19 protein-coding genes and 2 pseudogenes are annotated in these 22,922 nt (G+C 72.9%); 15 read left to right on the plus strand and 6 right to left on the minus strand.

What is annotated here, in order from left to right; all coding sequences use genetic code 11:
* The first annotated feature begins 347 nt into the window (after nt 1-347).
* The 3 genes from recN to AC27L3_RS05070 are packed head-to-tail and all read left to right on the plus strand — an operon-like array spanning nt 348 to nt 3,676.
* Entirely contained in the window at nt 348-2,099 is a 1,752-nt protein-coding gene (recN, locus tag AC27L3_RS05060; RefSeq protein WP_487232815.1) for a DNA repair protein RecN, read from the plus strand.
* Between the two features lie 45 nt (nt 2,100-2,144).
* Entirely contained in the window at nt 2,145-2,969 is an 825-nt protein-coding gene (locus AC27L3_RS05065) for an ATP-grasp domain-containing protein (RefSeq protein ID WP_487232816.1), read from the plus strand.
* Nucleotides 2,966-3,676, plus strand: coding sequence for a hypothetical protein (locus AC27L3_RS05070; protein ID WP_487232817.1), 711 nt, complete (start codon nt 2,966-2,968; stop codon nt 3,674-3,676). The genes AC27L3_RS05065 and AC27L3_RS05070 overlap by 4 nt, the downstream gene beginning before the upstream one ends.
* 217 nt (nt 3,677-3,893) lie before the next feature.
* On the opposite strand, the gene AC27L3_RS05075 is transcribed toward AC27L3_RS05070, so the two are convergent.
* A complete protein-coding gene (locus tag AC27L3_RS05075) occupies nt 3,894-4,325 on the minus strand; it encodes a nuclear transport factor 2 family protein (protein ID WP_487232818.1) in 432 nt (143 codons plus the stop codon).
* A 103-nt stretch (nt 4,326-4,428) separates the two neighbouring features.
* Here AC27L3_RS05075 and AC27L3_RS05080 point away from each other — a divergent pair, with 103 nt between their 5' ends.
* Both AC27L3_RS05080 and AC27L3_RS05085 read left to right on the plus strand, forming a co-directional pair.
* Entirely contained in the window at nt 4,429-4,998 is a 570-nt protein-coding gene (locus AC27L3_RS05080) for a PadR family transcriptional regulator (RefSeq protein WP_487232819.1), read from the plus strand.
* 222 nt (nt 4,999-5,220) lie between these two features.
* Complete coding sequence (locus AC27L3_RS05085; RefSeq protein WP_487232820.1) at nt 5,221-6,336, plus strand: glycosyltransferase family 4 protein; 1,116 nt, start codon at nt 5,221-5,223, stop codon at nt 6,334-6,336.
* 36 nt (nt 6,337-6,372) lie between these two features.
* On the opposite strand, the pseudogene AC27L3_RS05090 reads toward AC27L3_RS05085, so the two are convergent.
* Both AC27L3_RS05090 and AC27L3_RS05095 read right to left on the minus strand, forming a co-directional pair.
* Nucleotides 6,373-6,489 (minus strand): annotated as a pseudogene (locus tag AC27L3_RS05090) (DUF397 domain-containing protein); the annotation flags it as partial.
* Nucleotides 6,443-7,393 carry a helix-turn-helix domain-containing protein gene (locus tag AC27L3_RS05095; protein WP_487232821.1) on the minus strand — a complete coding sequence of 317 codons (951 nt, stop codon included), beginning with the start codon at nt 7,391-7,393 and terminating at the stop codon, nt 6,443-6,445. The pseudogene AC27L3_RS05090 and the gene AC27L3_RS05095, both read right to left, overlap by 47 nt.
* Nucleotides 7,394-7,689: 296 nt before the next feature.
* On the opposite strand from AC27L3_RS05095, the gene AC27L3_RS05100 reads away from it, so the two are divergent.
* The 4 genes and pseudogenes from AC27L3_RS05100 to AC27L3_RS05115 form a co-directional block, all read left to right on the plus strand.
* Nucleotides 7,690-7,950, plus strand: a complete 261-nt coding sequence (locus tag AC27L3_RS05100; protein WP_487232822.1) for a hypothetical protein — start codon at nt 7,690-7,692, stop codon at nt 7,948-7,950.
* Between the two features lie 261 nt (nt 7,951-8,211).
* Nucleotides 8,212-9,042, plus strand: coding sequence for a DNA glycosylase family protein (locus tag AC27L3_RS05105; protein WP_487232823.1), 831 nt, complete (start codon nt 8,212-8,214; stop codon nt 9,040-9,042).
* Nucleotides 9,005-10,501 (plus strand): B12-binding domain-containing radical SAM protein, encoded by a 1,497-nt coding sequence (locus AC27L3_RS05110; RefSeq protein WP_487232824.1) that lies wholly within the window; start codon nt 9,005-9,007, stop codon nt 10,499-10,501. Before AC27L3_RS05105 ends, AC27L3_RS05110 begins: the two co-directional genes overlap by 38 nt.
* Nucleotides 10,498-10,728: pseudogene (locus AC27L3_RS05115) on the plus strand (dTMP kinase); the annotation flags it as partial. The gene AC27L3_RS05110 and the pseudogene AC27L3_RS05115, both read left to right, overlap by 4 nt.
* A gap of 44 nt (nt 10,729-10,772) precedes the next feature.
* Here AC27L3_RS05115 and AC27L3_RS05120 read toward each other — a convergent pair.
* Nucleotides 10,773-11,087 carry a hypothetical protein gene (locus AC27L3_RS05120; protein ID WP_487233180.1) on the minus strand — a complete coding sequence of 105 codons (315 nt, stop codon included), beginning with the start codon at nt 11,085-11,087 and terminating at the stop codon, nt 10,773-10,775.
* A gap of 63 nt (nt 11,088-11,150) precedes the next feature.
* On the opposite strand from AC27L3_RS05120, the gene AC27L3_RS05125 reads away from it, so the two are divergent.
* Nucleotides 11,151-11,468: a MazG-like family protein gene (locus tag AC27L3_RS05125; RefSeq protein WP_487232825.1), complete on the plus strand. Its 318-nt coding sequence runs from the start codon at nt 11,151-11,153 to the stop codon at nt 11,466-11,468.
* Here the strand turns inward: AC27L3_RS05125 and AC27L3_RS05130 are convergent.
* Nucleotides 11,465-13,039 carry a PucR family transcriptional regulator gene (locus AC27L3_RS05130; RefSeq protein WP_487232826.1) on the minus strand — a complete coding sequence of 525 codons (1,575 nt, stop codon included), beginning with the start codon at nt 13,037-13,039 and terminating at the stop codon, nt 11,465-11,467. The two genes, AC27L3_RS05125 and AC27L3_RS05130, sit on opposite strands and share 4 nt — an antisense overlap.
* Before the next feature lie 44 nt (nt 13,040-13,083).
* Between AC27L3_RS05130 and AC27L3_RS05135 the strand changes: the two genes are divergently transcribed.
* Complete coding sequence (locus AC27L3_RS05135) at nt 13,084-14,361, plus strand: MFS transporter (RefSeq protein ID WP_487232827.1); 1,278 nt, start codon at nt 13,084-13,086, stop codon at nt 14,359-14,361.
* 253 nt (nt 14,362-14,614) lie between these two features.
* Here the strand turns inward: AC27L3_RS05135 and AC27L3_RS05140 are convergent, their stop codons facing one another.
* The gene (locus tag AC27L3_RS05140) at nt 14,615-16,417 is read right to left on the minus strand and encodes a glycoside hydrolase family 15 protein (protein WP_487232828.1); all 1,803 of its coding nucleotides are present in this window, start codon (nt 16,415-16,417) and stop codon (nt 14,615-14,617) included.
* A gap of 449 nt (nt 16,418-16,866) precedes the next feature.
* Between AC27L3_RS05140 and pyrG the strand changes: the two genes are divergently transcribed.
* The 4 genes from pyrG to ald all read left to right on the plus strand — a co-directional run bounded on the left by pyrG (nt 16,867) and on the right by ald (nt 22,814).
* Entirely contained in the window at nt 16,867-18,519 is a 1,653-nt protein-coding gene (gene pyrG / locus AC27L3_RS05145) for a CTP synthase (RefSeq protein WP_487232829.1), read from the plus strand.
* An 89-nt stretch (nt 18,520-18,608) separates the two neighbouring features.
* Entirely contained in the window at nt 18,609-19,235 is a 627-nt protein-coding gene (locus AC27L3_RS05150) for an NUDIX domain-containing protein (RefSeq protein ID WP_487232830.1), read from the plus strand.
* A gap of 177 nt (nt 19,236-19,412) precedes the next feature.
* Complete coding sequence (locus AC27L3_RS05155) at nt 19,413-21,488, plus strand: tetratricopeptide repeat protein (protein ID WP_487232831.1); 2,076 nt, start codon at nt 19,413-19,415, stop codon at nt 21,486-21,488.
* A 210-nt stretch (nt 21,489-21,698) separates the two neighbouring features.
* Complete coding sequence (gene ald / locus AC27L3_RS05160) at nt 21,699-22,814, plus strand: alanine dehydrogenase (protein ID WP_487233165.1); 1,116 nt, start codon at nt 21,699-21,701, stop codon at nt 22,812-22,814.
* The last annotated feature ends 108 nt before the right edge of the window (nt 22,815-22,922 follow it).

Genomic DNA, 22,922 nt, shown 5'->3' on the forward strand with positions numbered 1-22,922 from the left:
CGGGGGGGGGGGGGGGGGGGGGGGGGGGGGGGGGGGGGGGGGGGGGGGGGGGGGGGGTGGGGGCTGCGCTCTTCGCGGTGCCTGGTAGGACGTCGTAGCGCCCCGCACCCGGCGCCAGGAGCGAAGAGCGCTTTACGCCCCCACCAACCCCCGCCCCACCCCGCCCCCTCCCGCCGTCCCCCACCTGCCGGTTTGCGGGCACGCAAAGCCGCGCCTGGTTGTGGGCAATCGTCCCGCTGGGCGGGACGGGTGGGCACAACCCGCCCACCGGGCCGCACCCGGACACCGTGCCCCCGGTTCGGGGTGATGAGGCGGGAGCCCGTCGCGGGCCGGGCCCGCGACCTCGTATGGTCGTACCCGTGTTGGAGGAGATGCGGATCCGGTCCCTGGGCGTCATCGACGACGCGGTCGTCGAGCTGGCGCCCGGTTTCACGGCGGTCACCGGCGAGACCGGTGCCGGCAAGACCATGGTCGTCACCAGCCTCGGGCTGTTGCTGGGCGGCCGTGCCGACCCGGCGCTCGTGCGGGTGGGTGCGAAGGCGGCCGTGGTGGAGGGGCGGCTCGCCGTGGACGGGGGTTCCTCCGTGGCGCTGCGGGCCGAGGAGGCCGGCGCGGAGCTGGACGACGGCACGCTGCTCGTCAGCCGTACCCTCTCCGCCGAGGGGCGTTCGCGCGCCCACCTCGGCGGGCGGAGCGTGCCGGTGGGGCTGCTGGGGGAGCTGGCCGACGACCTGGTGGCGGTGCACGGCCAGACCGATCAGCAGGGTCTGCTGCGGCCGGCGCGGCAGCGGCAGGCCCTCGACCGGTACGCCGGTGATGCCGTGGCCGCCCCGCTGGCCAAGTACGCGGATGCCTATCGGCGGCTGCGGGCCGTCTCCGCCGAGCTGGGCGAGATCACCGAGCGGGCGCGTGAGCGTGCTCAGGAGGCCGATCTGCTGCGCTTCGGCCTGGAGGAGATCGCCGCCGTCGAGCCGCGGGCCGGCGAGGACGTCGAGCTGGCCGCCGAGGCGGAGCGGCTCGGGCATGCCGAGTCGCTCGCCTCGGCCGCCACGGCCGCGCACGCGGCGCTGGCAGGGGATCCGGAGGATCCGGAGGGCGTCGATGCGACGACTCTCGTCGCCGGCGCGTGCCGGGCGCTGGAGGCCGTGCGTGCGCACGATCCCGCGCTGGCCGCGCTCGCCGACCGGCTGGGTGAGCTCGGGATCCTGCTGGCCGACGTCTCCGGCGAGCTCGCGGGGTACGCCTCGGATCTCGACGCCGACCCGCGCCGGCTGGCCGCCGTCGAGGAGCGCCGGGCGGCGCTGACGCATCTGACCCGCAAGTACGGCGAGGACGTCGGCCAGGTCCTGGCCTGGGCCGAGGCGGGTGCCGCCCGCCTGGCCGAGCTGGACGGCGACGACGACCGCATCGGCGAGCTGACCGCCGAGCGCGACGTTCTGCGCGCGGAACTGGGCGAGCTCGCGCAGGTGCTGACCGATGCCCGTACGGAGGCGGCGAAGCGATTCGCCGAGGCGGTCACCGCCGAGCTCGCCTCGCTGGCCATGCCGCACGCGCGGGTGACGTTCGCCATCCGGCAGAACGAGGTCGCCGACCCGGCGGCCGGCATCGAGGTGGGCGGCCGCGCGGTGGCCTACGGTCCGCACGGCGCCGACGACGTCGAGCTCCTGCTCACCCCGCACCCCGGGGCGCAGCCCCGGCCCATCGCCAAGGGCGCCTCCGGCGGTGAGCTGTCGCGGGTGATGCTGGCCGTGGAGGTCGTCTTCGCCGGTTCCGATCCGGTGCCGACGTACCTCTTCGACGAGGTGGACGCCGGTGTCGGTGGCAAGGCCGCCGTCGAGGTCGGCCGGCGTCTGGCCCGGCTCGCGCAGTCGGCGCAGGTCGTCGTGGTCACGCACCTGCCGCAGGTGGCCGCCTTCGCCGACCGTCACCTGGTGGTGGAGAAGACCCACGACGGCTCGGTGACGCGGAGCGGCGTGAAGATCATGGAGGGCGAGGACCGCATCCGCGAGCTGTCCCGGATGCTCGCGGGCCAGGAGGACTCGCAACTGGCCCGCGCCCACGCCGAGGAGCTGCTGCAGACGGCGCGGGCGGGGCGCTGACGGCAGGCGGGTAGCCTGGGCGGGCACATGATCATAAGGAGTGACATGCCCGCCCGGCCCCGCATCCTGTACGTGACCGACCTCGCCTACCAGGCGCGCGGCCGCAGGTACTGCGACGAGGACATCTTCCTGACCGCCCGGCTGCGCGAGGACTTCGACGTCGCCCTGTGCCACCCGCTGGACGCCGCGGAGCTGATGGCGGGTTTCGACGCGGTGGTCGTGCGCAACAGCGGGCCGGTGCTGCACTACCAGGCCGCGTACGAGGACTTCCGCGCCCGCGCGCTGCAGGCGGGGGTGCGGGTGTACAACCGGCTCACCGGCAGGGCCGACATGGCCGGCAAGCAGTACTTGGTGGACCTCACCGCGGCCGGGCTGCCCGTCATCCCCACCGCCGACCGGGCCGAGGACGTGGGCCGGCTGCCGCAGGCCGATCGGTACGTCGTCAAGCCGAAGGCCGGCGCGGACTCCATCGGCCTGCGCCTCGTCGACGCCGCCGAGCTGCCGGGGCTGGAGTACGGGGACGTCCTCGTCCAGCCCTGCATCGACTTCCGCTACGAGGTGTCGTTCTACTTCGTCGACGACACCTTCCAGTACGCGCTGTACGCCCCCGACCCGGACAGGCGCTGGGAGCTCGAACGCTACGAGCCGACGGCGGCCGACGTGGACTTCGCCCGCCGCTTCGTCGACTGGAACGCGATCGGCCACGGCATCCAGCGCGTCGACGCCTGCCGGGCGCCGGACGGCGCACTGCTGCTGGTCGAGCTGGAGGACCTCAACCCCTACCTGTCGCTGGACCTGCTCGACGAGGCGGCGCGGGAGGCGTTCGTGACCGCGTTCAAGCAGGCCCTGCACCGGCTGGTGGCCGCATGAGGACGCTGCTCACGGCTGCGGCGGCGACGCGCGGGACGTACGAGATCGTGCGGCGGATCCGGCCCGGGCTCGGGGCGCGCACCAACCGGGCGGGGCGGACCGTTCATCTGTGCGCCGGGCCGGCCGCGGTGCTGGGGACGGCCGTCGCCGTCGGTGCCGTGCGAGGCGTTCCGGGCCGGCACCGGGCCGCGGGGGCGCTGGCCGTGCTCGCGGCGGGGGCCTGCGGGGCGTACGACGACGTGGCCGGCGACCACCGGCGGGGCTTCCGGGCCCACCTGGACGCCCTGCGCGGGGGCGAGGTCACCAGCGGCGCAGTGAAGCTCTTCGGCATCGGCGCGGCCGGACTGGCGGCGGGGGCCGTGCTCAAGCGCAAGCCGCTCGACCGGTTGCTGGCCGGGGTGGTCATCGCCGGGGCGGCGCACGCCGTCAACCTGCTGGACGTGCGTCCCGGACGGGCCGGCGGTGCGGTCCTCGCGCTGGCCGCGGGCGGGATGCTGCGGGGCGCGCCGGGGGCGTCCGCGGTGGCGGGGGCGGCGGGTGTGCTGCTGCCCGACGACGTCGCGCAGCGCACGATGCTGGGCGATGCGGGGGCGCATGCGCTGGGGGCGGGACTGGGGCTGGCCGCGGTCGCGGCCAACGGCCGCGCGGGCCTTGCGGTGCACGCCGCGGTCCTGACGGCGGCGGCCGTCGCCGCGGACGCGCGCTAGGGCGCGGTTCTGCGGTGCCGTTCTGCGGTTGCCGCCGCGTGGGCGCGACACGGCAGCCCGTCTGCGGGCGCGTCGTGGCCGTTCGCGCAGTTCCCCGCGCCCCTTCGGGGCGCCGTGGGCTGGTGCAGTGCCCCGTCAGGGGCGCGGGGAACTGCGCGACAAGCCACCGACGGCCCGCAGTCGACGTGCCACCCGACAAAGACCCGCCGGACAGGCGCTAGCGGTCGGTCGGTGCCGGTACGAGCCCGTCCGCTACCAGGCCCGCGAGCACGGCTTCGCCGAGGGCGCGGACGGCCGACTGGGGCCGCACCATGACCGTGAACTCCTTGATCCGCCCGTCCTCGGCGAAGTGCAGCTGATCGATGCCGTGGATCTCCTTGCCGCCCGCCCGGGCGCGGAAGACCAGCACCGCCGACGGGGCGGACGTGCCGTCGCCGCTGGTGTGCGCGGTGCCGGTGTACCGGCCGACGTAGCGGAAGTCCTCGAACGTGCGCAGCAGGACCTTGAAGAGGCCCAGCACCATCGGCCTGCCCTCGAACGGCGTGAACTTCACCGGGCTGTAGAAGCGGATGTCCTCGGTGAACAGGTCGTCGAGCGCCGCGAGGTCGCGGCGGTCGACGGCGGAGCGGAAGCGGTCTGCGGTGGTCATCCGGCACTCCCGAAGTCACGAAGTAGTCATGAAGGTGATTAGTCATTTTCATGACTACCATGAGGAGCGCGAACGGCGACAGAGGCAGGAAAGGACGGATCCGATGGCGCTGCGCCATGCCGTACTGGCGGCACTGCTCGACGGAGAACTCAGTGGCTACCAGCTCACCAAGGCATTCGACCTGGGCATGGCCAACTTCTGGCACGCGCAGCCGCAGCAGCTCTATGCCGAGCTGAACCGGCTGGAGAAGGACGGCCTCATCGCGGGCCGCGAGGTCGTCCAGGAAACCCGGCCCACCAAACGGCTCTTCCACGTGACCGACGCCGGCCTGGCGGAGCTGGAACGCTTCACGTCCGCCACCGCGAAGCCCTCCTTCATCCGCGACGACCTGCTCGTGAAGGTCCAGGCCGCCGACCATGTCGACACCCCCGCCCTGATCGCGCAGCTCACCGAGCGGGCCGCCGTGGCCCGGGCACGGATCGAGCTGTTCACCGACCTGCTGCGCACCATGCGGGGCGAGCGCACGGAGGAGGAGTTCCTGCGCCACGGCGAGCGCATCGGCCCCTACCTGACCTGCACCCGCGGCCTGGCCTTCGAGGAGGGCAACCGTGACTGGTGCGAGCGGACGATCGGGATCCTGAGCGAGAGGCAGGCTGCTCGTGCCCGGCACTGACCTGCCCTACGAGCGCTACGTCGCCCTCACCCTGCCGGCCGGGTCGGCACCCGACGCCCCGATACGGAATCCCCAAAGCGGGTGAATCCGAAGAACTGCGGGCGAGGTGGGACGGGCCGGTCCCGCGGGGATGGCCCTCCTGCCGCGTTCCCGCCTGGCATCCTGGCCTTGAGCACCCCGCCCCGTACGCCCGCCCGACGTCGAGCCAGGAGCCCCCACCGCGTGAGCAGCACACCCGGCCCCGCCCACGCGCGGCCGCCTCTGCACGCCGTACAGGTCCTGGGCAGCGGGAGCGGCGGCAGCGGCGCGCACGTGCGGTCGCTGACCGGTGGGCTCGTGGCGCACGGGCTGCGGGTGACCGTGTGCGGGCCGCAGGTCGCCGAGGAGCGGTACGCCTTCACCGAGGGCGGCGCGGAGTTCAGCCCGCTCGTGCCCGAGGGCAACGCCCTGGCCGTCGGCGGGATCCGGGCGGCGAGCACCGGTGCCGACGTGGTGCACGCGCACGGCCTGCGCGCCGGCATGCTCGCCGCCCTCGCACTGCGCGGCCGCAGCACGCCGCTGGTCGTCACCTGGCACCGGCGCGTCCGGGCGCACGGGGCGCGCACGCACGTCGTACGGCTGATGGAGCGGCAGGCCGCCCGCGCCGCGGCCGTGGTGCTGGGCGCCTCCCCCGACCTGGTCGACCAGGCCCGGCTGCGCGGTGCGCGCGACGCCCGCCTCGCCCCGGTGGCCCTGCCCGCGCCGCGGACGGTGCCGGACGAGGACGAGTGCGTACGGCTCAAGGCCCGCGCCGAACTCGGCGCGACGGGGCGGTCCCTGGTGATGACCGTCGGGCGCCTGGAGCCGGGCCAGGGTCACGGGCCGCTGCTGGACGCCGCCCGCGCATGGCGGGAGATGGACCCCGAGCCGCTGCTGGTGGTGGCGGGCGAGGGCGGCGAGCGCCCCCGGCTGCAGCGGCGGATCGAGGACGAGCAACTGCCCGTCCTCCTCCTCGGCCGCCGCGACGACGTGCCCGAGCTGCTGGCCGCGGCGGACGTGGTCGTCATGCCCAGCCGCTGGGAGGCCCGGTCGCTGCTCGCGCAGGAGGCGCTGTACGCGGGCGTGCCGCTGGTGGCGACGGCCGTGGGCGGCGTACCCGACCTCGTGGGGGACGCGGCCGAACTCGTCCCCTACGGGGACGCGGCGGCGCTCGCGCTGGCCGTGGAACGGCTGCTCGGCGACCCGGTGCGATGCGCGGAGCTCGTGGCGGCCGGGCGCCGGCTGACGGCCAGCTGGCCCACGGAGGCCGACACGGTGGCGCACGTGCTCAGCGTCTACGACGAGCTCGTACGCCCCTGAGCGGCCCCGGCCCGCGGACCGGGACCGCAGCGGCGGTCAGACGCCGTTCTTGACGGCTTCCACGAACGACGACCACGCGGATGCCGGGACGGCTATTGCCGGACCGTCAGGGCGTTTGCTGTCCCGGACGGGGACGACGCCGGAGGGGGCGAATGCGGGGGCCCATTCGACGCAGGTTCCGCCGTTGCCGTCGCTGTAGCTGGACCTCACCCATATCGCGCGGTTGAGGTCGAGGGTGGTGCTCATGGGTGTACGCCTCCATAACGTGCCGGATGAGGGACAGGGAGTCAGGAAGGGTCAAGGCGTTTGCGCGTAGCCGCTCATACGTTGCCCGCGCTTCCTCGACCGTCTCCAGCGAGTCGTGCACCTGCCCCTGCACATAGCTCTCCGCGTACAGAACTTCTCTCCGGTCCTGCCGCTTGAGCAAGATAAACGGCGTTCCCCTGGCTGGAGAGCCGAAGGTGAAGACCTGGACCGTGATGCTCGGGTGCTCGGAGGCCGTCACCAGGTGCTGGAGCTGCCTGCGCATGACCTCTGGACCACCCACGCCGGACCACAGCACGGCTTCGTGCAGAACGACCCAGAACGATGGCGGATTGGGGGCGTCGAACACTTCTCGGCGCCGCAGGCGGTCTTCTACCCGCTGTTTGATCCGGCTTTCCGGATCGTTCGGACGGGCGGATCGGTACACGGCTTCGGCGTATTCAGGGGTCTGGAGTATTCCGGGGATCAGGACGGGCGAGTAATCACAGATGCTCAGCGCCTCCCGTTCCAACTGCAGATACGGGATCAGCCATGCCGGATTGCCCGCGTCCGCGGCCCGCTGGCGCATGCGCGCGTACGTGCCCGGCGTACCGAACACCCGGTCGCACTGTTCCGCGAACTGGGCGCTGGCCAGCTGCGTGCCCTGCTCGACCTTGCTCACGTACGGCTGCCGGCACAGGAGCTCGGACGCCAGTGTCGTCTGTGTCCACCCCAGTGCTTCACGCGCGGCCTTGATCTCCCGGCCGAACTCCTTGGCGGGCGTGTCGTGCTCCTCGGGTGAATCCTCGATCATGCGTCCAACCCCCCTGATTCCAATATCAGTTGGAATGCAACATAGCCTTTTCGGCCGGGCTGCGCGGGTGGAGTCTGAGTCTCACGGTTGATGCCCGCCCGCATCGGGCGGAACACATGGAGGCTCGAACATGAAGGCGAGTGGTCGTGTGGAAGTGATCTCGCTTCCGCACTCGTCCGGTCCCGGCAGCATCGTGGTCGGGGGGACGGTGCAGCGGTGTGCGGAGTGCGCCGCGGAACGGTCCCGGAAGAGGGAGGGCCGGTGGGGGTTCCTGCGGCGCTGGAGGGCGGGACGTCGTGCCAAGTGAGCCGTGCGCCGCATGGTCGCCCGAGCCGGGGGAGCTGATCACCGATCCCGTGCGGGACGCGGTCGGCAGGGTCGTCGGCCGGGACGGGCACGCGGTAGTCGTCGAACCGCTGGACGGCGGGCAGCCGTGGCACACCACGACCTTCCGGCCCGCCGACGCCAACGACCGGCTCAGGGCGCGCGTCGCGGTCCTCAACTGGGAGCGCCGCGGCGGGTGGAGCCGCATGCAGGGGACGAGGTGGGGAGCGTGATGATCGCCCTGCCGCCCGCGGCGCCGCTGACGTACCGCACCCCGGCCCCGTCCGCGGCCCAGGCCCCCGTGCCGGCGCCGGACGAGTCGGGGCCCGGCGTCCCCCGCACAGCGGGCCACCCGCCTTCCTCGCCCGCGGGGTGTTCACCTGCCCCGACCCCGCCCTGACCTGCGTGCCCGGTCATGGATGCGCGTATTCCCAGCACCGGGCCCAGGACTACGGAAGGATCGCCTGCATCGCAGCGCATCGTCAGGAGATTCCTTGACCGCCACTGTCCTCCTCACCGATCACCCCGCCTGGAGTCATCACCTCGATGGCACGGCGTCCCGCCTCATCACCTCAGGAACCGGCGCCAACTGGTATGCCCGCTGGTCAGGCACCACCCTGACGCTCAGCCCACTCGCCGGCACGGCAACGCCGGGACCCACGGCCCGCCTCACCCGGGCCGCAGACCTCCCCTCTCGAGCCCCCCGGGCATTGCTGGCCGGCCTGGCCCCCCTGGGGGCCGTGATGCGGTTGCCGAATCCTTCTCTGTGGGACGCGATCACCAGCGCCCTGTTGCGCCGCATCATTCGAGCCGAGCAGGCCCGCGCCCTGTACCGCCGCTGGTGCCTCACCTACGGGCCCCGTCACGACACCTCCACGGGGCCGGTCTGCGGTGTTCCGTGCCCGCGCACCGTTCTCGACCTGCACGAGAAGGCGTACGACGTCATTGGGGCACGCCTGCATCGCAAGGCGCTCACCGCCGCGGCGGTGGCTTATGTACGGCATGGTGAGGAGTGGATGCAACTCGACCCCGACGACCTGGTGAAGGTTCTGCAGGAGGTCCCGGGTATCGGGCCGTGGACCGCAGCGACTGCGGCTGCGGACTTCACGGGTGACTACTCGGTCTACCCGCACAGTGACCTGGCCGTGCGGACGTGGGCTCGTCAGGTTGCACCGGGCTTCGCCTGGCCCGAGGGCGAACGCGCCTTCGCCGCAGCCTGGCACCGGTGGGCGCCCGACCGGCTCCGGCTCCACGCTCTGACAACGTTCACACTCGCTTGGGGGATTCATGCCCGAACCGAGCACGACACGGACAGCAGCACATGACCTGATCTCCGGGGCCGATCCGGCCCGCACGCTCGACGCGGTGTTCGTCAACGCCCCATTACGCGACTATGCCCTGCGCCCGCGTACGAACGACTACACGCTTCCTGTGATCGGGATGGCTTACATCGCCACCTATGCTCAGCGGCGCGGCTTCAACGTCGGGCTCCTCGACGCCGAAGCGCATGGGCTCGGCATCAAGCAGGTCATCGACACAGTCAACACGGCCTGTCCCCGCTGGTTAGGGCTGAACCTGCTGGCTCCCACCTACGAGTTGTCCGCCCGTATCGCCGCCGGCCTGGACACCGGCATCAAGGTCATGGTCGGCGGCCACCACGCCAAGGCGATGCCCGCCCGCGTCCTGGGCGACCCCCGCATGAGGCAGGTGCAGGCACTTGTCCTCGGTGAAGCCGAGACGCGCGTCGCCGCTCTGTTGGAGGACCCGGGCCGGCGCAGCGACCTGCCCGGGGTGATGTGGCGGGACCGGCTCCTGGGCACCATCGCGTCAGGTATCGCCCGTCCGGGCAGCGGTGAGCTGTGGATGAGCCCCGACATCAACACCCTGCCCTTCGTCAGCCGCGCTTTCCTGCCCCAAGACCCGTATGTCAACGCGCACGGCCGGCGGGAGGCGAACATGGTCGGGGCGCGCGGCTGCCCGTACCAGTGCACATTCTGTGGTGCGGCAGCGCAGGTGAACCCGGATGTGAAGATCCGCGTTCGGACACCGGAAAACATCATCGCGGAGATGGACCACCTTCACCAGCAGTACCAGGTGACCGCGTTCCGGTTCGTCGACGATCTCTTCCTCGGCGCCCGCCGCGTCATCGCCACCATGATGGCCGCCTTCACCGCCCACCGCGTGGGGGAACGATTCACCTGGGACGCCACCGGCCGCATCAACGTCCTCGCCCGCGAGAGCGACACCACCCTCGACGCCCTCGTGGCCAACGGATTGAACGAAGTCGCGCTCGGCATCGAATCCGGCAGTGACCACGTCCTGGACGCCATGGACAAACGCATCACCGCCGACATGACCCTCACCGTGGTCCGACGCCTGATGGAACGCGGCATCAGCGTCAAGGGCTACTTCATCCTCGGCTACCCCGGCGAGACCCGCGACGACCTCGCCGCCACCGTCACGCACATTCACCGGCTCTGGGATCTCGACGACCGCCTGCCCGGCCGCTTCCGCGCCTCGGTCTTCGAGTTCCGCCCCTACCCGGGCACCCCCGTGTGGCATCAGCTCACCACCGCCGGCCACGCGCCGGACGACCTCCTCGCCTACAGCGACGTCGACCTCACCGACCAAGGAGCCGACGAGAGCATGCGCGCCCGCGACGAATTCAACTTCTCTGTCGGCATCCCCTTCGCCGACACGCCGCTGCAGGAGCTGCGCGCCACCCTGGCCGCTCTCACCCGCGAGCAGCACCAGCGCCTCGCCGGCGGAGGTGGAGTCGCATGAGTACGGGCATCTTCGTGACCGTGGACGGACCGGGCGGCTCTGGGAAGACCAGCGTCGTCGCCGCCCTCCACGCCGTGCTCGCCGCACGAGGGCACCGAGTCCATCCCACAGCCGAACCATCGACTTCATCGGTCGGCGTGTTCACCCGAGGCCACGCCGACCGGATCACCGGCCGGGCCCTGGCTTGCTTGGTGGCCGCCGACCGTCACCATCATCTCGACCACGAGATAGGGCCTGCCCTTGAGCAGGGGTACACCGTCGTCTGCGACCGCTACCTCGCTTCCACCTCGTCCTCCAACGCCTCGACGGCGTGCCGGAGGACTACCTCCTCGCTCTCAACGCGGGCATTCGGCTTCCCGATCTGGCCGTCATCCTCGCCGCCGAGCCCAAGACCATCGCAGAACGCCTGGCGGCTCGCGGGGCACATCACCGCTTCGAGCAGGACTCCGTGACACCAGCGCGAGAGATCGCCCTCTACCAGGACGCCGCTCGAACTCTTGGGCGACTCGATGTCCGCGTCGTCACCGTGGACACCGACACCCGCACTCCAACGGAGGCAGCCGAACAGATCGCCGGATACCTGCATCACCGGGCCGATAGCGTCAGCGGCAGCACTGCCCGCTGAACAGCCCCACGGAGAAGCGCAGTCATGGATCAGCACACCTGGGACACCGTCGACCGCCTCAAGGATTGGCTGGACGACAACAACCCTGCCCATGAGCAGACCCACCGCACCATGCGTGTGCTGAAGCTCGCCGAAGAGGTGGGCGAAGTCGCCCAGGCCGTCATGGGTGCCACCACTTACAACCCCCGCAAAGGCGCCAGCCACACCTGGCAGGACGTCGAAAAGGAACTCTGCGATGTCGTGATCACTGCCATGGTCGCCCTGCGCACTCTCACCCCCGACGCACACAAGGTCTTCGCCGAACGCCTCGAAACGGTCGCTGCCCGCTCCCTCACCCCCTAACCCACGTGATGACGCGCCCGCAGGGCGAGGTTGAGGGAGAGCACCGTGTGCGGGGCGTCCAGGTCGGCGCCGAGCAGGCGCGCGATGCGGGCCAGCCGGTCGTAGAGGGTCTGCCGGTTGACGTGCAGTTCCCGGGCCGTCTCGGCCTTGCGGCCGGCGTGCGCCAGATACGCCTCCAGGGTCGGCAGCAGTACCGGGCGGGTCGTGCCGTCGTGCGCGAGCAGGGGGCCGAGGACGCGGTCGACGAAGGCCGCGAGGTCGCCGTGCGAGCGCAGCTGCCACAGCAGGACGTCCACGTCGAGGTGGCGCGCGTCGTGCCAGGGTCGTTCCGCCGCGTCCGGCAGGCCGCGCGCCGCCGTGGCCGCCTGCGCGGCGTGGCGCAGCCCGGCGCCGGCCGTGGCCCAGGTGGCGGGGGCGCCGGCGACGATCACGGGCGTGCGGCCGAGCGCCCGCTGGGCCCCGGCCCGCAGGGCGGCCGCGACCTTGGCGGCGACCGCCGGGCGTTCGGCTTCCCCGCGCAGTCCCACGAGCAGCGGTACCCGGCCCTCGGGGAGGCGTACGCCGAGGAGTACCGGCGCGCCGACCGCGGCGAGTTCGCGCTGCAGCGCGCTCGCCAGCGGCGCCCAGGACTCCGCCGGCACGCCGTCCGCGGCCAGCCGCATCACCACCGGCAGCAGCGGGCCCGGTCCGGGCCGGAAGCCCAGGACGCGGGCCTGCGCGGGGGCCTCCGACGCATCGAGCCGGCCCTCGGCGAGGTCGGTGAGGAAGTCGCCGCGCCCGCGGGCGGCCAGTTCCTCCTCCTGGCGGGCCTGCAGCAGGACGACGGCGAGCAGGCCCGCCGTGCGTTCGGCGGCGATCCGGTGGACGGGGGCGAGCGGCGCGTCGACCGGCAGCACCGTCAGCCGTCCGCGGGGGGTGCCCTCCGGCTGTCCGCCGGGGACGTCGACCACCACGCCGCCGCCCGGCACGGCACCGCGCAGGCCGTCCCACACCTGCAGCGCGTCGGCCGGGCCCGCCGCGTACAGCAGCCGTCCGTCGGAGCCCTGGAGGAAGACGGGGTTGCCCGCGAAGTCGGCGAACAGCCGCAGTACTTCGGGGACGCCGCCCCCGCCGAGGAGGACCTCGGTGCAGCGCCGGTGCACCTCGTCGGCGCGGCGCAGCAGCGTGTAGTGCGCGTTGACGAGCTCGGTGTGGATCTCCTCGGTGACGGCGACGAAGGGCACCTCGCGGTGCAGCTGCACGAGCGGCAGGCCGAGGGCGTGGGCGGTGTCCACGACGGCCGGGGGCAGCGTGGTGAAGTGGGAGCCGAGTTCGACGACGAGGGCCGCCACGTCCCGGTCGACCAGGCCCCTGACGAAGGCCCGCTGCTCGGCGGGCCGGCTGCCCAGGCCCAGGCCGGTGGTCAGCAGCAGTTCGCCGCCCTTGAGCAGGGCGGCGATGTGGGGCGCCTCGCAGGCGTGCACCCAGCGCACGGGGCGGTGCAGCGCTTCGCCGCCGGCCATCACCTGGGGCAGGCCGCGCTTGAGCGCGGGCAGCTCAAGGGCCCGTGCGACGGTGATCGTCTCCTCCATGCCGTGAACCTAGACCATCGGCCCGGCAGCTTTACTCTCTGTGCATGACAACCGGCATACCCGGCGTCGGCGCCGAGCCGTCCGCGCCCGCCCTCCCCGACCGCGCCGCGGTGCAGCGGCGCACCGTACGGGTCCTCGTCGCGGCCCAGGCCGTGGCCGGTCTCGGCATGGGTTCGATGCTCTCCTCCGGCGGGCTGCTGGTGGAGCGGCTCTCCGGTTCGGCCTCGCTGGCCGGCATCGCCACGACGCTGATCACGCTCGGGGCGGCGCTGGCCGCCGTGCCGCTGGCGGCGCTGTCCCGGGCCCGGGGGCGGCGGGCCGGGCTGGGCACCGGCTGGCTGCTGGCCGCGGCGGGCTCGCTCGTGGTCCTGGCCGCGGCCCGGCTGGGCTGGTACCCGCCCGCACTGGCCGGCATGCTCCTGATCGGCGCGGCCTCGGCCGCCAACCTCCAGTCGCGCTACGCGGCCACCGACCTCGCCGAGCCGGGCGCCCGGGCGGGCGCCCTGTCGGTGGTGGTCTGGGCGACGACGGTGGGCAGCGTGCTCGGCCCCAACCTCAGCGGCCCCGGCGAGCACACGGCCCGCCTGCTGCACCTGCCGCCCCCGGCGGGCACCTTCGTCTTCTCCGTCGCGGCGTTCGTGGCCGGCTGGGCCGTGGTGCACACCCGGCTGCGCCCGGACCCGCTGCTGATGCTGCCGGCACCGGCGCCCACGGACACCCCGGGCGCCCCGCGCTTCACGGCCCGCATGGGCGGCGCCCTGCGGCACGTACGCAGCTCGCCGGCCGCGCTGACCGGGCTGGGCGCGCTGGTCCTGGGCCATGCGGTGATGGTCGCGGTCATGACGATGACGCCGGTGCACCTCGCCCACCACGGGGCGTCGCTGAGCATCATCGGCTTCACGATCAGCGTGCACATCGCGGGCATGTACGCCCTCTCGCCCCTGGTCGGCAAGGCCGCCGACCGGCTGGGCCGGGTGCCGGTGATCCTGCTGGGGCAGGCGCTGCTGGTGGTCGCGGCCCTGCTGGCGGGCACGGCGGGCAGCCGGCCGTGGCCGGTGACGTCCGGGCTGTTCCTGCTGGGGCTGGGCTGGTCGTGCGCGACGGTCGCCGGCTCGACGCTGCTGAGCGAGTCCGTCGCCGCCGGGCACCGCCCGGAGGCCGAGGGGCTGTCCGACACCCTGATGAATCTGGTCGGCGCGGCGGGCGGTGCGCTCTCCGGACCCGTCCTGGCCGACTACGGCTACGGCGGGCTCAACGCGGCGGCAGCGAGCCTCGTCGTTCCGGTGACCGCACTGCTCGTACTGCCGCTCCGGCGCAAGTGAGGCCATGCGGCTGCCGGCCGCGCCCCGCGGCGGCCCCGCGCCCCATAGGGGGCGCGTACCCGGGCTCTCCGGCCGATCACGCAGCGCCCCGTAGGGGCGCGGGGAACTGCGCGATCGGCCACCGACGGCCCGCAGCCGACGCGCCACCCCGAGGCTCGGGGCGAAGCACAGCACCCCGTCTGCGGGCCCGTCGTGGCTTGTCGCGCAGTTCCCCGCGCCCCTGACGGGGCGAAACCCGGGTTCTCCGGCGGCGCTAGCCGCCGAAGGCGCTGGAGGCCGTCAGCCGCAGCGCGGTGTCGATCAGCGGCACATGGCTGAAGGCCTGCGGGAAGTTGCCCACCTGCCGCTTCAGGCGCGGGTCCCACTCCTCCGCCAGCAGCCCCAGGTCGTTGCGCAGGCCCAGCAGCTTCTCGAACAGCTGCCGGGCCTCGTCCACCCGGCCGATCATCGCCAGGTCGTCGGCCAGCCAGAACGAGCAGGCGAGGAAGGCGCCTTCGTCGCCCTCGAGACCGTCCACGCCGGCCTCGTGGCCGGCCGTGGGGTAGCGCAGGACGAAGCCGTCGGGCGTGGACAGCTCCCGCTGGATCGCCTCGATCGTGCCGATGACGCGCTTGTCGTCCGGCGGCAGGAAGCCCATCTGCGGGATGAGCAGCAAGGAGGCGTCCAGCTCCTTGGAGCCGTAGGACTGCGTGAAGGTGTTGCGCTCCTTGTCGTAGCCCCGCTCGCACACGTCCCGGTGGATGTCGTCGCGCAGCTCGCGCCAGCGCTCCAGCGGCCCGTCGACGTCGCCGGACTCGATGAGCTTGATGGTGCGGTCGACCGCCACCCAGGCCATCACCTTGGAGTGCACGAAGTGCCGGCGCGGGCCGCGCACCTCCCAGATGCCCTCGTCGGGCTCGGTCCAGTGGTCCTCCAGGTAGCCGATGAGCCGCAGCTGCAGCAGCGAGGCGTAGTCGTTGCGGGCCAGGCCCGTCATGTGGGCCAGGTGCAGGGCCTCGGTGACCTCGCCGTAGACGTCCAGCTGGAGCTGGCCGGCGGCGCCGTTGCCGACCCGCACGGGTGCGGAGTTCTCGTAGCCGGGCAGCCAGGGCAGCTCCGCCTCGCCGAGCTCGCGCTCGCCCGCGATGCCGTACATGATCTGCAGGTTCTCCGGGTCGCCGGCGACCGCGCGCAGCAGCCACTCGCGCCAGGCGCGGGCCTCCTCGCGGTAGCCGGTGCGCAGCAGCGAGGACAGGGTGATGGCCGCGTCCCGCAGCCAGGTGTAGCGGTAGTCCCAGTTGCGCACGCCGCCGATCTCCTCCGGCAGCGAGGTCGTGGGCGCGGCCACGATGCCGCCGGTGGGGGCGTAGGTCAGGGCCTTGAGGGTGATCAGCGAGCGGACCACGGCGTCCCGGTAGGGGCCGTGGTACGTACAGTGGCCCACCCACTCGCGCCAGAACTCCTCCGTGGCCTCCAGCGAGCCCTCCGGGTCCGGCAGGGCGGGCGGCTCGCCGTGCGAGGGCTGCCAGCTGATGGTGAAGGCGATGCGCTCCCCGGGCGAGACGGTGAAGTCGGAGTAGGTGGTCAGGTCCTTGCCGAAGGTGTCGGCGGTGGTGTCCAGCCACACCGAGTCGGGGCCGGCGACGGCCACCGTGCGCTCGCCCACCTTGTGCACCCACGGCACGACGCGGCCGTAGGAGAAGCGCATGCGCAGCGCCGAGCGCATGGGCACCCGGCCGCTGACGCCCTCGACGATGCGGATCAGCTGCGGCGCTCCGTCGCGGGGCGGCATGAAGTCGATGATGCGGACGGTGCCGCGGGGGGTGTCCCACTCGGACTCCAGCACGAGGGAGTCGCCCCGGTACCGGCGGCGATCGGCCCTGGGTGGCGCGGCCCCCGAGGGGTGCGCCGGGCCGATCCGCCAATAGCCGTGTTCCTCGGTGCCGAGCAGTCCGGCGAAGGCCGCATGGGAATCGAACCGGGGCAGGCACAGCCAGTCGGCCGTACCGTCCCGGCAGACCAGTGCGGCGGTCTGCATGTCGCCGATCAGTGCGTAATCCTCGATACGCCCGGCCACGTCATCTCCAGTCGAACGGCATCCAGGACCCCAAAGGGCCTCTGACGGTCAAGCGATCTTCGACGAGCTCTGTTCCGGGAAGGGCCCCTCCCAGCGGTAGCTGGGGAAGGGCGGGAAGTGCCGTGCCGGCCGGCTCGCTGCGTGTGTCCGAGCAGGATACGACGCGCAGTTGGGAGACGCGCGACGCTTGATGGGGGAACATGTGCCGAATGGGTGGCCCGGTGCGCGCCGGGAGCGCGCCCCGTGCGCGAGCGGTGAGGCCCCCGTGACGGACGGTTCCGTCCCAGCTCGGGCCGCGTCACCGGACGCGCCCGGCCCCTGGCGCTGATACCCTGGTACCCCGTGGACCGGCGGGCCAAAGACCCCCCGACCGCAGCGACGGCACCCCCGACGAACGGCAGGGTGATCGCCGGTACGCACCTTCACCTCGCGACCACGGGAGCCCCCCTTTGGCAATTGCCGCTAAGCCCACGACGACCAAGCACCTCTTCGTCACCGGGGGTGTCGCCTCCTCGCTCGGCAAGGGGCTGACCGCCTCCAGCCTGGGCGCGCTGCTCAAGGCCCGGGGTCTGCGGGTGACGATGCAGAAGCTCGACCCGTACCTCAACGTCGACCCGGGCACGATGAACCCCTTCCAGCACGGTGAGGTGTTCGTCACCAACGACGGCGCCGAGACCGACCTGGACATCGGCCACTACGAGCGCTTCCTCGACGTCGACCTCGACGGCAGCGCCAATGTCACCACCGGTCAGGTCTACTCCACGGTGATCGCCAAGGAGCGGCGCGGCGAGTACCTGGGCGACACCGTCCAGGTCATCCCGCACATCACCAACGAGATCAAGCACCGCATCCGCCGCATGGCCACCGACGACGTCGACGTCGTCATCACCGAGGTCGGCGGCACCGTCGGCGACATCGAGTCGCTGCCGTTCCTGGAGACCGTCCGCCAGGTCCGCCACGAGGTCGGCCGCGACAACGTCTTCGTCGTGCACATCTCGCTGCTGCCCTACATCGGCCCCTCCGGCGAGCTGAAGACCAAGCCGACCCAGCACTCGGTCGCCGCCCTGCGCAACATCGGCATCCAGCCCGACGCGATCGTGCTGCGCGCCGACCGCGAGGTGCCCACCGCCATCAAGCGCAAGATCTCGCTGATGTGCGACGTCGACGAGGACGCGGTGGTCGCCGCCATCGACGCCAAGTCGATCTACGACATCCCCAAGGTGCTGCACGCCGAGGGCCTGGACGCCTACGTCGTGCGCAAGCTCGACCTGCCCTTCCGCGACGTGGACTGGGCGCAGTGGGACGACCTGCTCGAGCGCGTCCACCAGCCCGAGCACGAGGTCACCGTCGCCCTGGTCGGCAAGTACATCGACCTGCCCGACGCCTACCTGTCGGTGACCGAGGCCATCCGCGCCGGCGGCTTCGCCAACAAGGCCCGCGTGAAGATCAAGTGGGTCACCTCCGACGAGTGTAAGACCCCGGCGGGCGCCAAGCAGCAGCTCTCCGACGTCGACGCGATCTGCATTCCCGGCGGCTTCGGCGACCGCGGCGTCAACGGCAAGGTCGGCGCCATCACCTACGCCCGCGAGAACAAGATCCCGCTGCTGGGCCTGTGCCTGGGCCTGCAGTGCGTGGTCATCGAGGCCGCCCGCAACCTGGCCGGCATCGAGGGCGCCAACTCCACCGAGTTCGACCCCGCCACCGCCCACCCGGTCATCTCCACCATGGCCGAGCAGATGGACATCGTGGCCGGCGAGGGCGACATGGGCGGCACCATGCGCCTGGGCATGTACCCGGCCAAGCTGGCCGAGGGCTCCATCGTCCGCGAGGTCTACGGCGACGCCCCGTACGTCGAGGAGCGCCACCGCCACCGCTACGAGGTCAACAACGCCTACCGCGGCGAGCTGGAGAAGAAGGCCGGCATCGTCTTCTCCGGCACCTCCCCGGACAACAAGCTCGTGGAGTACGTCGAGTACCCGCGCGAGGTGCACCCCTACCTGGTGGCCACCCAGGCCCACCCGGAGCTGCGCTCCCGCCCGACCCGCCCGCACCCGCTCTTCGCGGGCCTGGTGAAGGCGGCCGTGCAGCGCCAGCAGGGCTGATCGGTACGGTTGAGCCGGGGTGAGGGTCCCACGGGGCCCGCACCCCGGCTTTTCCGTATCCGCCGGGGACTTTGTTGGAAGGACCGCACATGGGCATCAAGGACACCGCCGAGGAGTGGCAGGTCACCGCGACGAGGACGCCGTTCCAGGGCGCCAAGACGGGGGTCCGCACGGACACCGTGGTGATGCCCGACGGGACCACCGCCACCCGCGACTACCAGACCCACCCCGGCTCGGTCGCCGTCCTCGCCCTCGACGACGAGGACCGCGTCCTGGTCGTCAACCAGTACCGCCACCCCGTCCGCCAGCGGCTGTGGGAGATCCCCGCCGGCCTGCTCGACGTGCCCGGCGAGCACCCGCTGCGCGCCGCCCAGCGCGAGCTGTACGAGGAGGCCCACGTCAAGGCCGAGGACTGGCGGGTGCTGACCGACGTCTACACCTCGCCCGGCGGCTGCGACGAGGCGGTGCGCGTCTTCCTCGCCCGCGGCATCTCCGCCGTGGAGGGCGAGCGCTTCGCCGTCGAGCACGAGGAGCTCGACATGCAGGTGGACCGGGTGCCGCTGGCCGAGCTGGTGCGCGGCGTCCTGGCCGGCGAACTGCACAACACCTGCCTGGTCGTGGGCGTGCTCTCGCTGGCCGCCGCCCTGGCCGGCGACGGCCTGCAGGCCCTGCGCCCGGCCGACGCGCCCTGGCCGGCCCGCCCCTACGAGGCCTGACGCCCCGCCCTCCGGGGCTGTTTGATGCGACGATAGGTCAACCCGAATAGGTGATCTTCGCAGCCGGGGGACCGCGTCGCCCCCGGCTGTTACCCGGACCTCACGACACGGTGAACTAGGCTCGAAGCGTTCCCGGCCGCGGCCGCGGCCGGGCTCGTGCGTGCAGGGAGTGGACCCGTGGCGACCCGTCAGCGACTCGCGCCCCAAGCGGCCTTCACGGCGGAGCGCGGGGATCTGTTCGTCGGGCGGCTGCGCGAGCTCAAGGAGCTGCGCGCCGACATCGTCCGCGCCGGACTCGACACCCTCTCCGGCCGCAAGCAACCGCGCGGCCGGGTGCTGCTCATCGCCGGCCGGCCCGGATCGGGCCGCACCGCGCTGGCCGAGGAGCTCGCCCGGCAGCTGGTCACGGACTACCCGGACGGAGTACTGCGCGCCCGGCTCACGGGCGCCGACGGGGAGCCGGTGCCCACCGAACGCACCGCCCGCGCCCTGCTGGCCGCCCTGGACGCACCCGTACCGGCGGGTGCCGAGGAGGACGAGCTCGCCCAGGCGCTGCGCACCGCCCTGAACGGCAAGCGGGTGCTGCTGCTCCTGGACGACGCCTCCGGCGCCGAGCAGGTCGAGCCGCTGCTGCCCGACGAGCCCGAGTGCCTGGTCGTGGCCGTCTCCCGCGGCCCGCTGACCGGCGTGCCCGACGTGCGCCCGTGCACCCTGGGCGGCCTGGACGCGCCGGCGGCCGTCGAACTGCTGGAGTGGTACGCCGGGCCCACCCGCATCACCTGCGACCCGGTGGCCGCCTCCCGGGTCGTCGAGGAGTGCTGCGGGCAGCCCGCGGCCCTGGTCCTGGTCGGCGGCTGGCTGGCCGCCCTGCCCAAGACGACGGTGGTCGACGCGGCCCGGCGGCTGCGCGAGCTGCCCCCGGCGGGCGGGGGAGAGGCCGCCGGCGGGCCGCTGGCCCGCGCCTTCTGGCTCGCCTACGAGGCGCTGCCGGCCCCCACCGCCCGCATGCTGCACCTGCTGGGCCTGGCCCCCGCCGGGCTGGCCGACGCGCACGTCGCCTCGGCCCTGGCCGGCTGCTCGCTGTCCACCGCCCAGTCCGCCCTGGAGGACCTGGCCGCCCGGGGCCTGCTGCGCGCCGAGGGCCCGGCCGGCGAGGGCGAGACCCTGCCCCCGCAGTACCGGGTGCCCGGCTGCCTCGCCGCGATGATCGACTCGCTGCTGCACGCGCAGGAGCGGCCGGCCGAGATCGAGCTGGCCCGGGCGCGGATGCTGGAGCGCACCGTACGGCAGCTGCACTCCTGCCGGGCGGCCACCGAGCGCGACGACCCGGCGGTCCGGCGCCGGATCGAGCAGCTGCCCCGGGCCCTGCGCTTCCCCACCCGGCAGGCCGCCGAGGAGTGGCTGCTGGGCCGGCTGCCGGCCCTGCTGGCCGCCGCCCGGCTGGCCGTGGAGGACGGCCGGCTCGACACCCTCGCCCGCCGGCTGGTCTCGGCGCTGACCCGGGCGCTGACCGCCCACCTCGGCCCCGAGACCGCCGCCCCCGAGCTGTACGGGCTGCACCAGCTCGTCCTGGACGTCGCCCGGCGCTGCGAGATGCCGCTGGAGAAGGCGGCGGCCCTGCTCAACCTCGGCGACCTCGACGCCCGGGCCGGGCGCACCCACGAGGCCCTCGAACGCTACCGCCAGGCGCTGCAGTCGGCGCGCGAGGCGGGCGACCCGTACGTCACCAGCCGGGCACTGGAGTCGGTGGCCGCCGCCCACCATGAGCTCGGCGACTGGCAGCGCGCCGCCGACTGGTACGGCCGGGGGCTGGAGCTGCGGCTGACCCGCGGCGAGCTGGCCGACGAGGCCCGGCTGTACGGGCGGCTGGGCACCGTCCACGAGTACGCCGGCCAGTGGACGGAGGCGCTGCGCGACTGGCGGGCGGCCGCCGCGGCCCACCGCAGGCTGCGCGACCGCGCCGGGCACGCCCGGGCGCTGGCCGAGGTGGCCCGGGTGCTGCACGGCGCGGGCCGCACCGTGCAGGCCCGGCGGGCCTTCCTGGAGGCGGCCGAGGCCGCCCGCGGTGCGGGCGAGACGGCTCTGGAGGCGGCGCTGCGGCTGCGCCTGGCCGAGGCCCTCGACCGGCTCGGCGAGCACCGGGCGGCCGAGGAGCAGCGTGCGCTCGCGGCCGACCTGTCGGCGCACCTGCCGGCCGAGCGGCCGGCCGTGCCGCCGCCGGCGGACGGCGCGCACGAGGGGCGGCGCCCCTAGGCCCTGACAGGACAACTCACCGTACCGCCGGTATCAAATCCTCGACCTACGAAACCAGTGGTCTCGGCCACAAAGATTGGTGATTTGCAAGGCTAGACAGCGCGCAATCCTTCATTAGACTGGCAAGGCCGCGACCGACGCGGTCTGCCCTGGTATGCCCGGCATATCGGGAATAGCCTGTCATTCTCTGATTCAAGGACCGTGATCGACGTGAAGGTCGGCATCCCCCGCGAGGTCAAGAACAACGAATACCGCGTGGCCATCACCCCCGCGGGCGTGCTCGAGCTGGTGCGCAACGGCCACCAGGTCGTCATCGAGAAGGGCGCCGGTCTCGGCTCCTCCATCACCGACGCCGAGTACGTCGGTGCCGGTGCGACGATCCTCGACAGCGCCGACGAGGTCTGGGCCACCGCGGACCTGCTGCTGAAGGTCAAGGAGCCCATTGCGGAGGAGTACCACCGCATGCGCAAGGGCCAGACCCTCTTCACCTACCTGCACCTGGCCGCCTCCCGCGAGTGCACCGACGCCCTGCTGGAGTCCGGCACCACCGCCATCGCGTACGAGACCGTCGAGCTCGCCAACCGCGCGCTGCCGCTGCTCGCCCCGATGTCCGAGGTCGCGGGCCGGCTGGCCCCGCAGGTCGGCGCCTACCACCTGATGCGCTCGGCCGGCGGCCGCGGCGTGCTGCCGGGCGGCGTCCCGGGCACCCACGCCGGCAAGGCCGTCGTCATCGGCGGTGGCGTCTCCGGCTGGAACGCCGCCCAGATCGCCATCGGCATGGGCTTCCACGTCACCCTGCTGGACAAGGACATCAACAAGCTCCGCGAGGCCGACAAGGTCTTCGGCACCAAGGTGCAGACGATCGTCTCCAACGCCTACGAGCTGGAGAAGGCCGTCGTCGAGGCCGACCTCGTCATCGGCGCCGTCCTGATCCCGGGCGCCAAGGCCCCCAAGCTGGTCACCAACGAGCTCGTCGCCAAGATGAAGCCCGGAAGTGTCCTTGTCGACATTGCCATCGACCAGGGCGGCTGCTTCGAGGACTCCCGTCCCACCACCCACGCGGAGCCGACCTTCACGGTCCACGAGTCCGTCTTCTACTGCGTCGCCAACATGCCGGGTGCGGTGCCCAACACCTCCACCTACGCGCTGACCAACGCCACGCTGCCCTACATCGTGCAGCTGGCGAACCTCGGCTGGCAGGAGGCGCTGCGTCGTGACGCCGCGCTGGCCAAGGGCCTCAACGTGCACGAGGGTCAGGTCGTCTACGGCCCGGTCGCCGAGGCGCACAGCCTTGCGCACGTCGAGCTGAACACCCTGCTGGGCTGACGCCAACCGCGCGCCGAACGCAGTCACTTACCCGGCCGGGCCTTGTTCGCGCAAGGCCCGGCCGGGGTGTTTCGCCATGCTTTGACCCGCCCGTGATTCTTCCGGGTT

The organism is Streptomyces sp. PKA51, assembly GCF_057552455.1.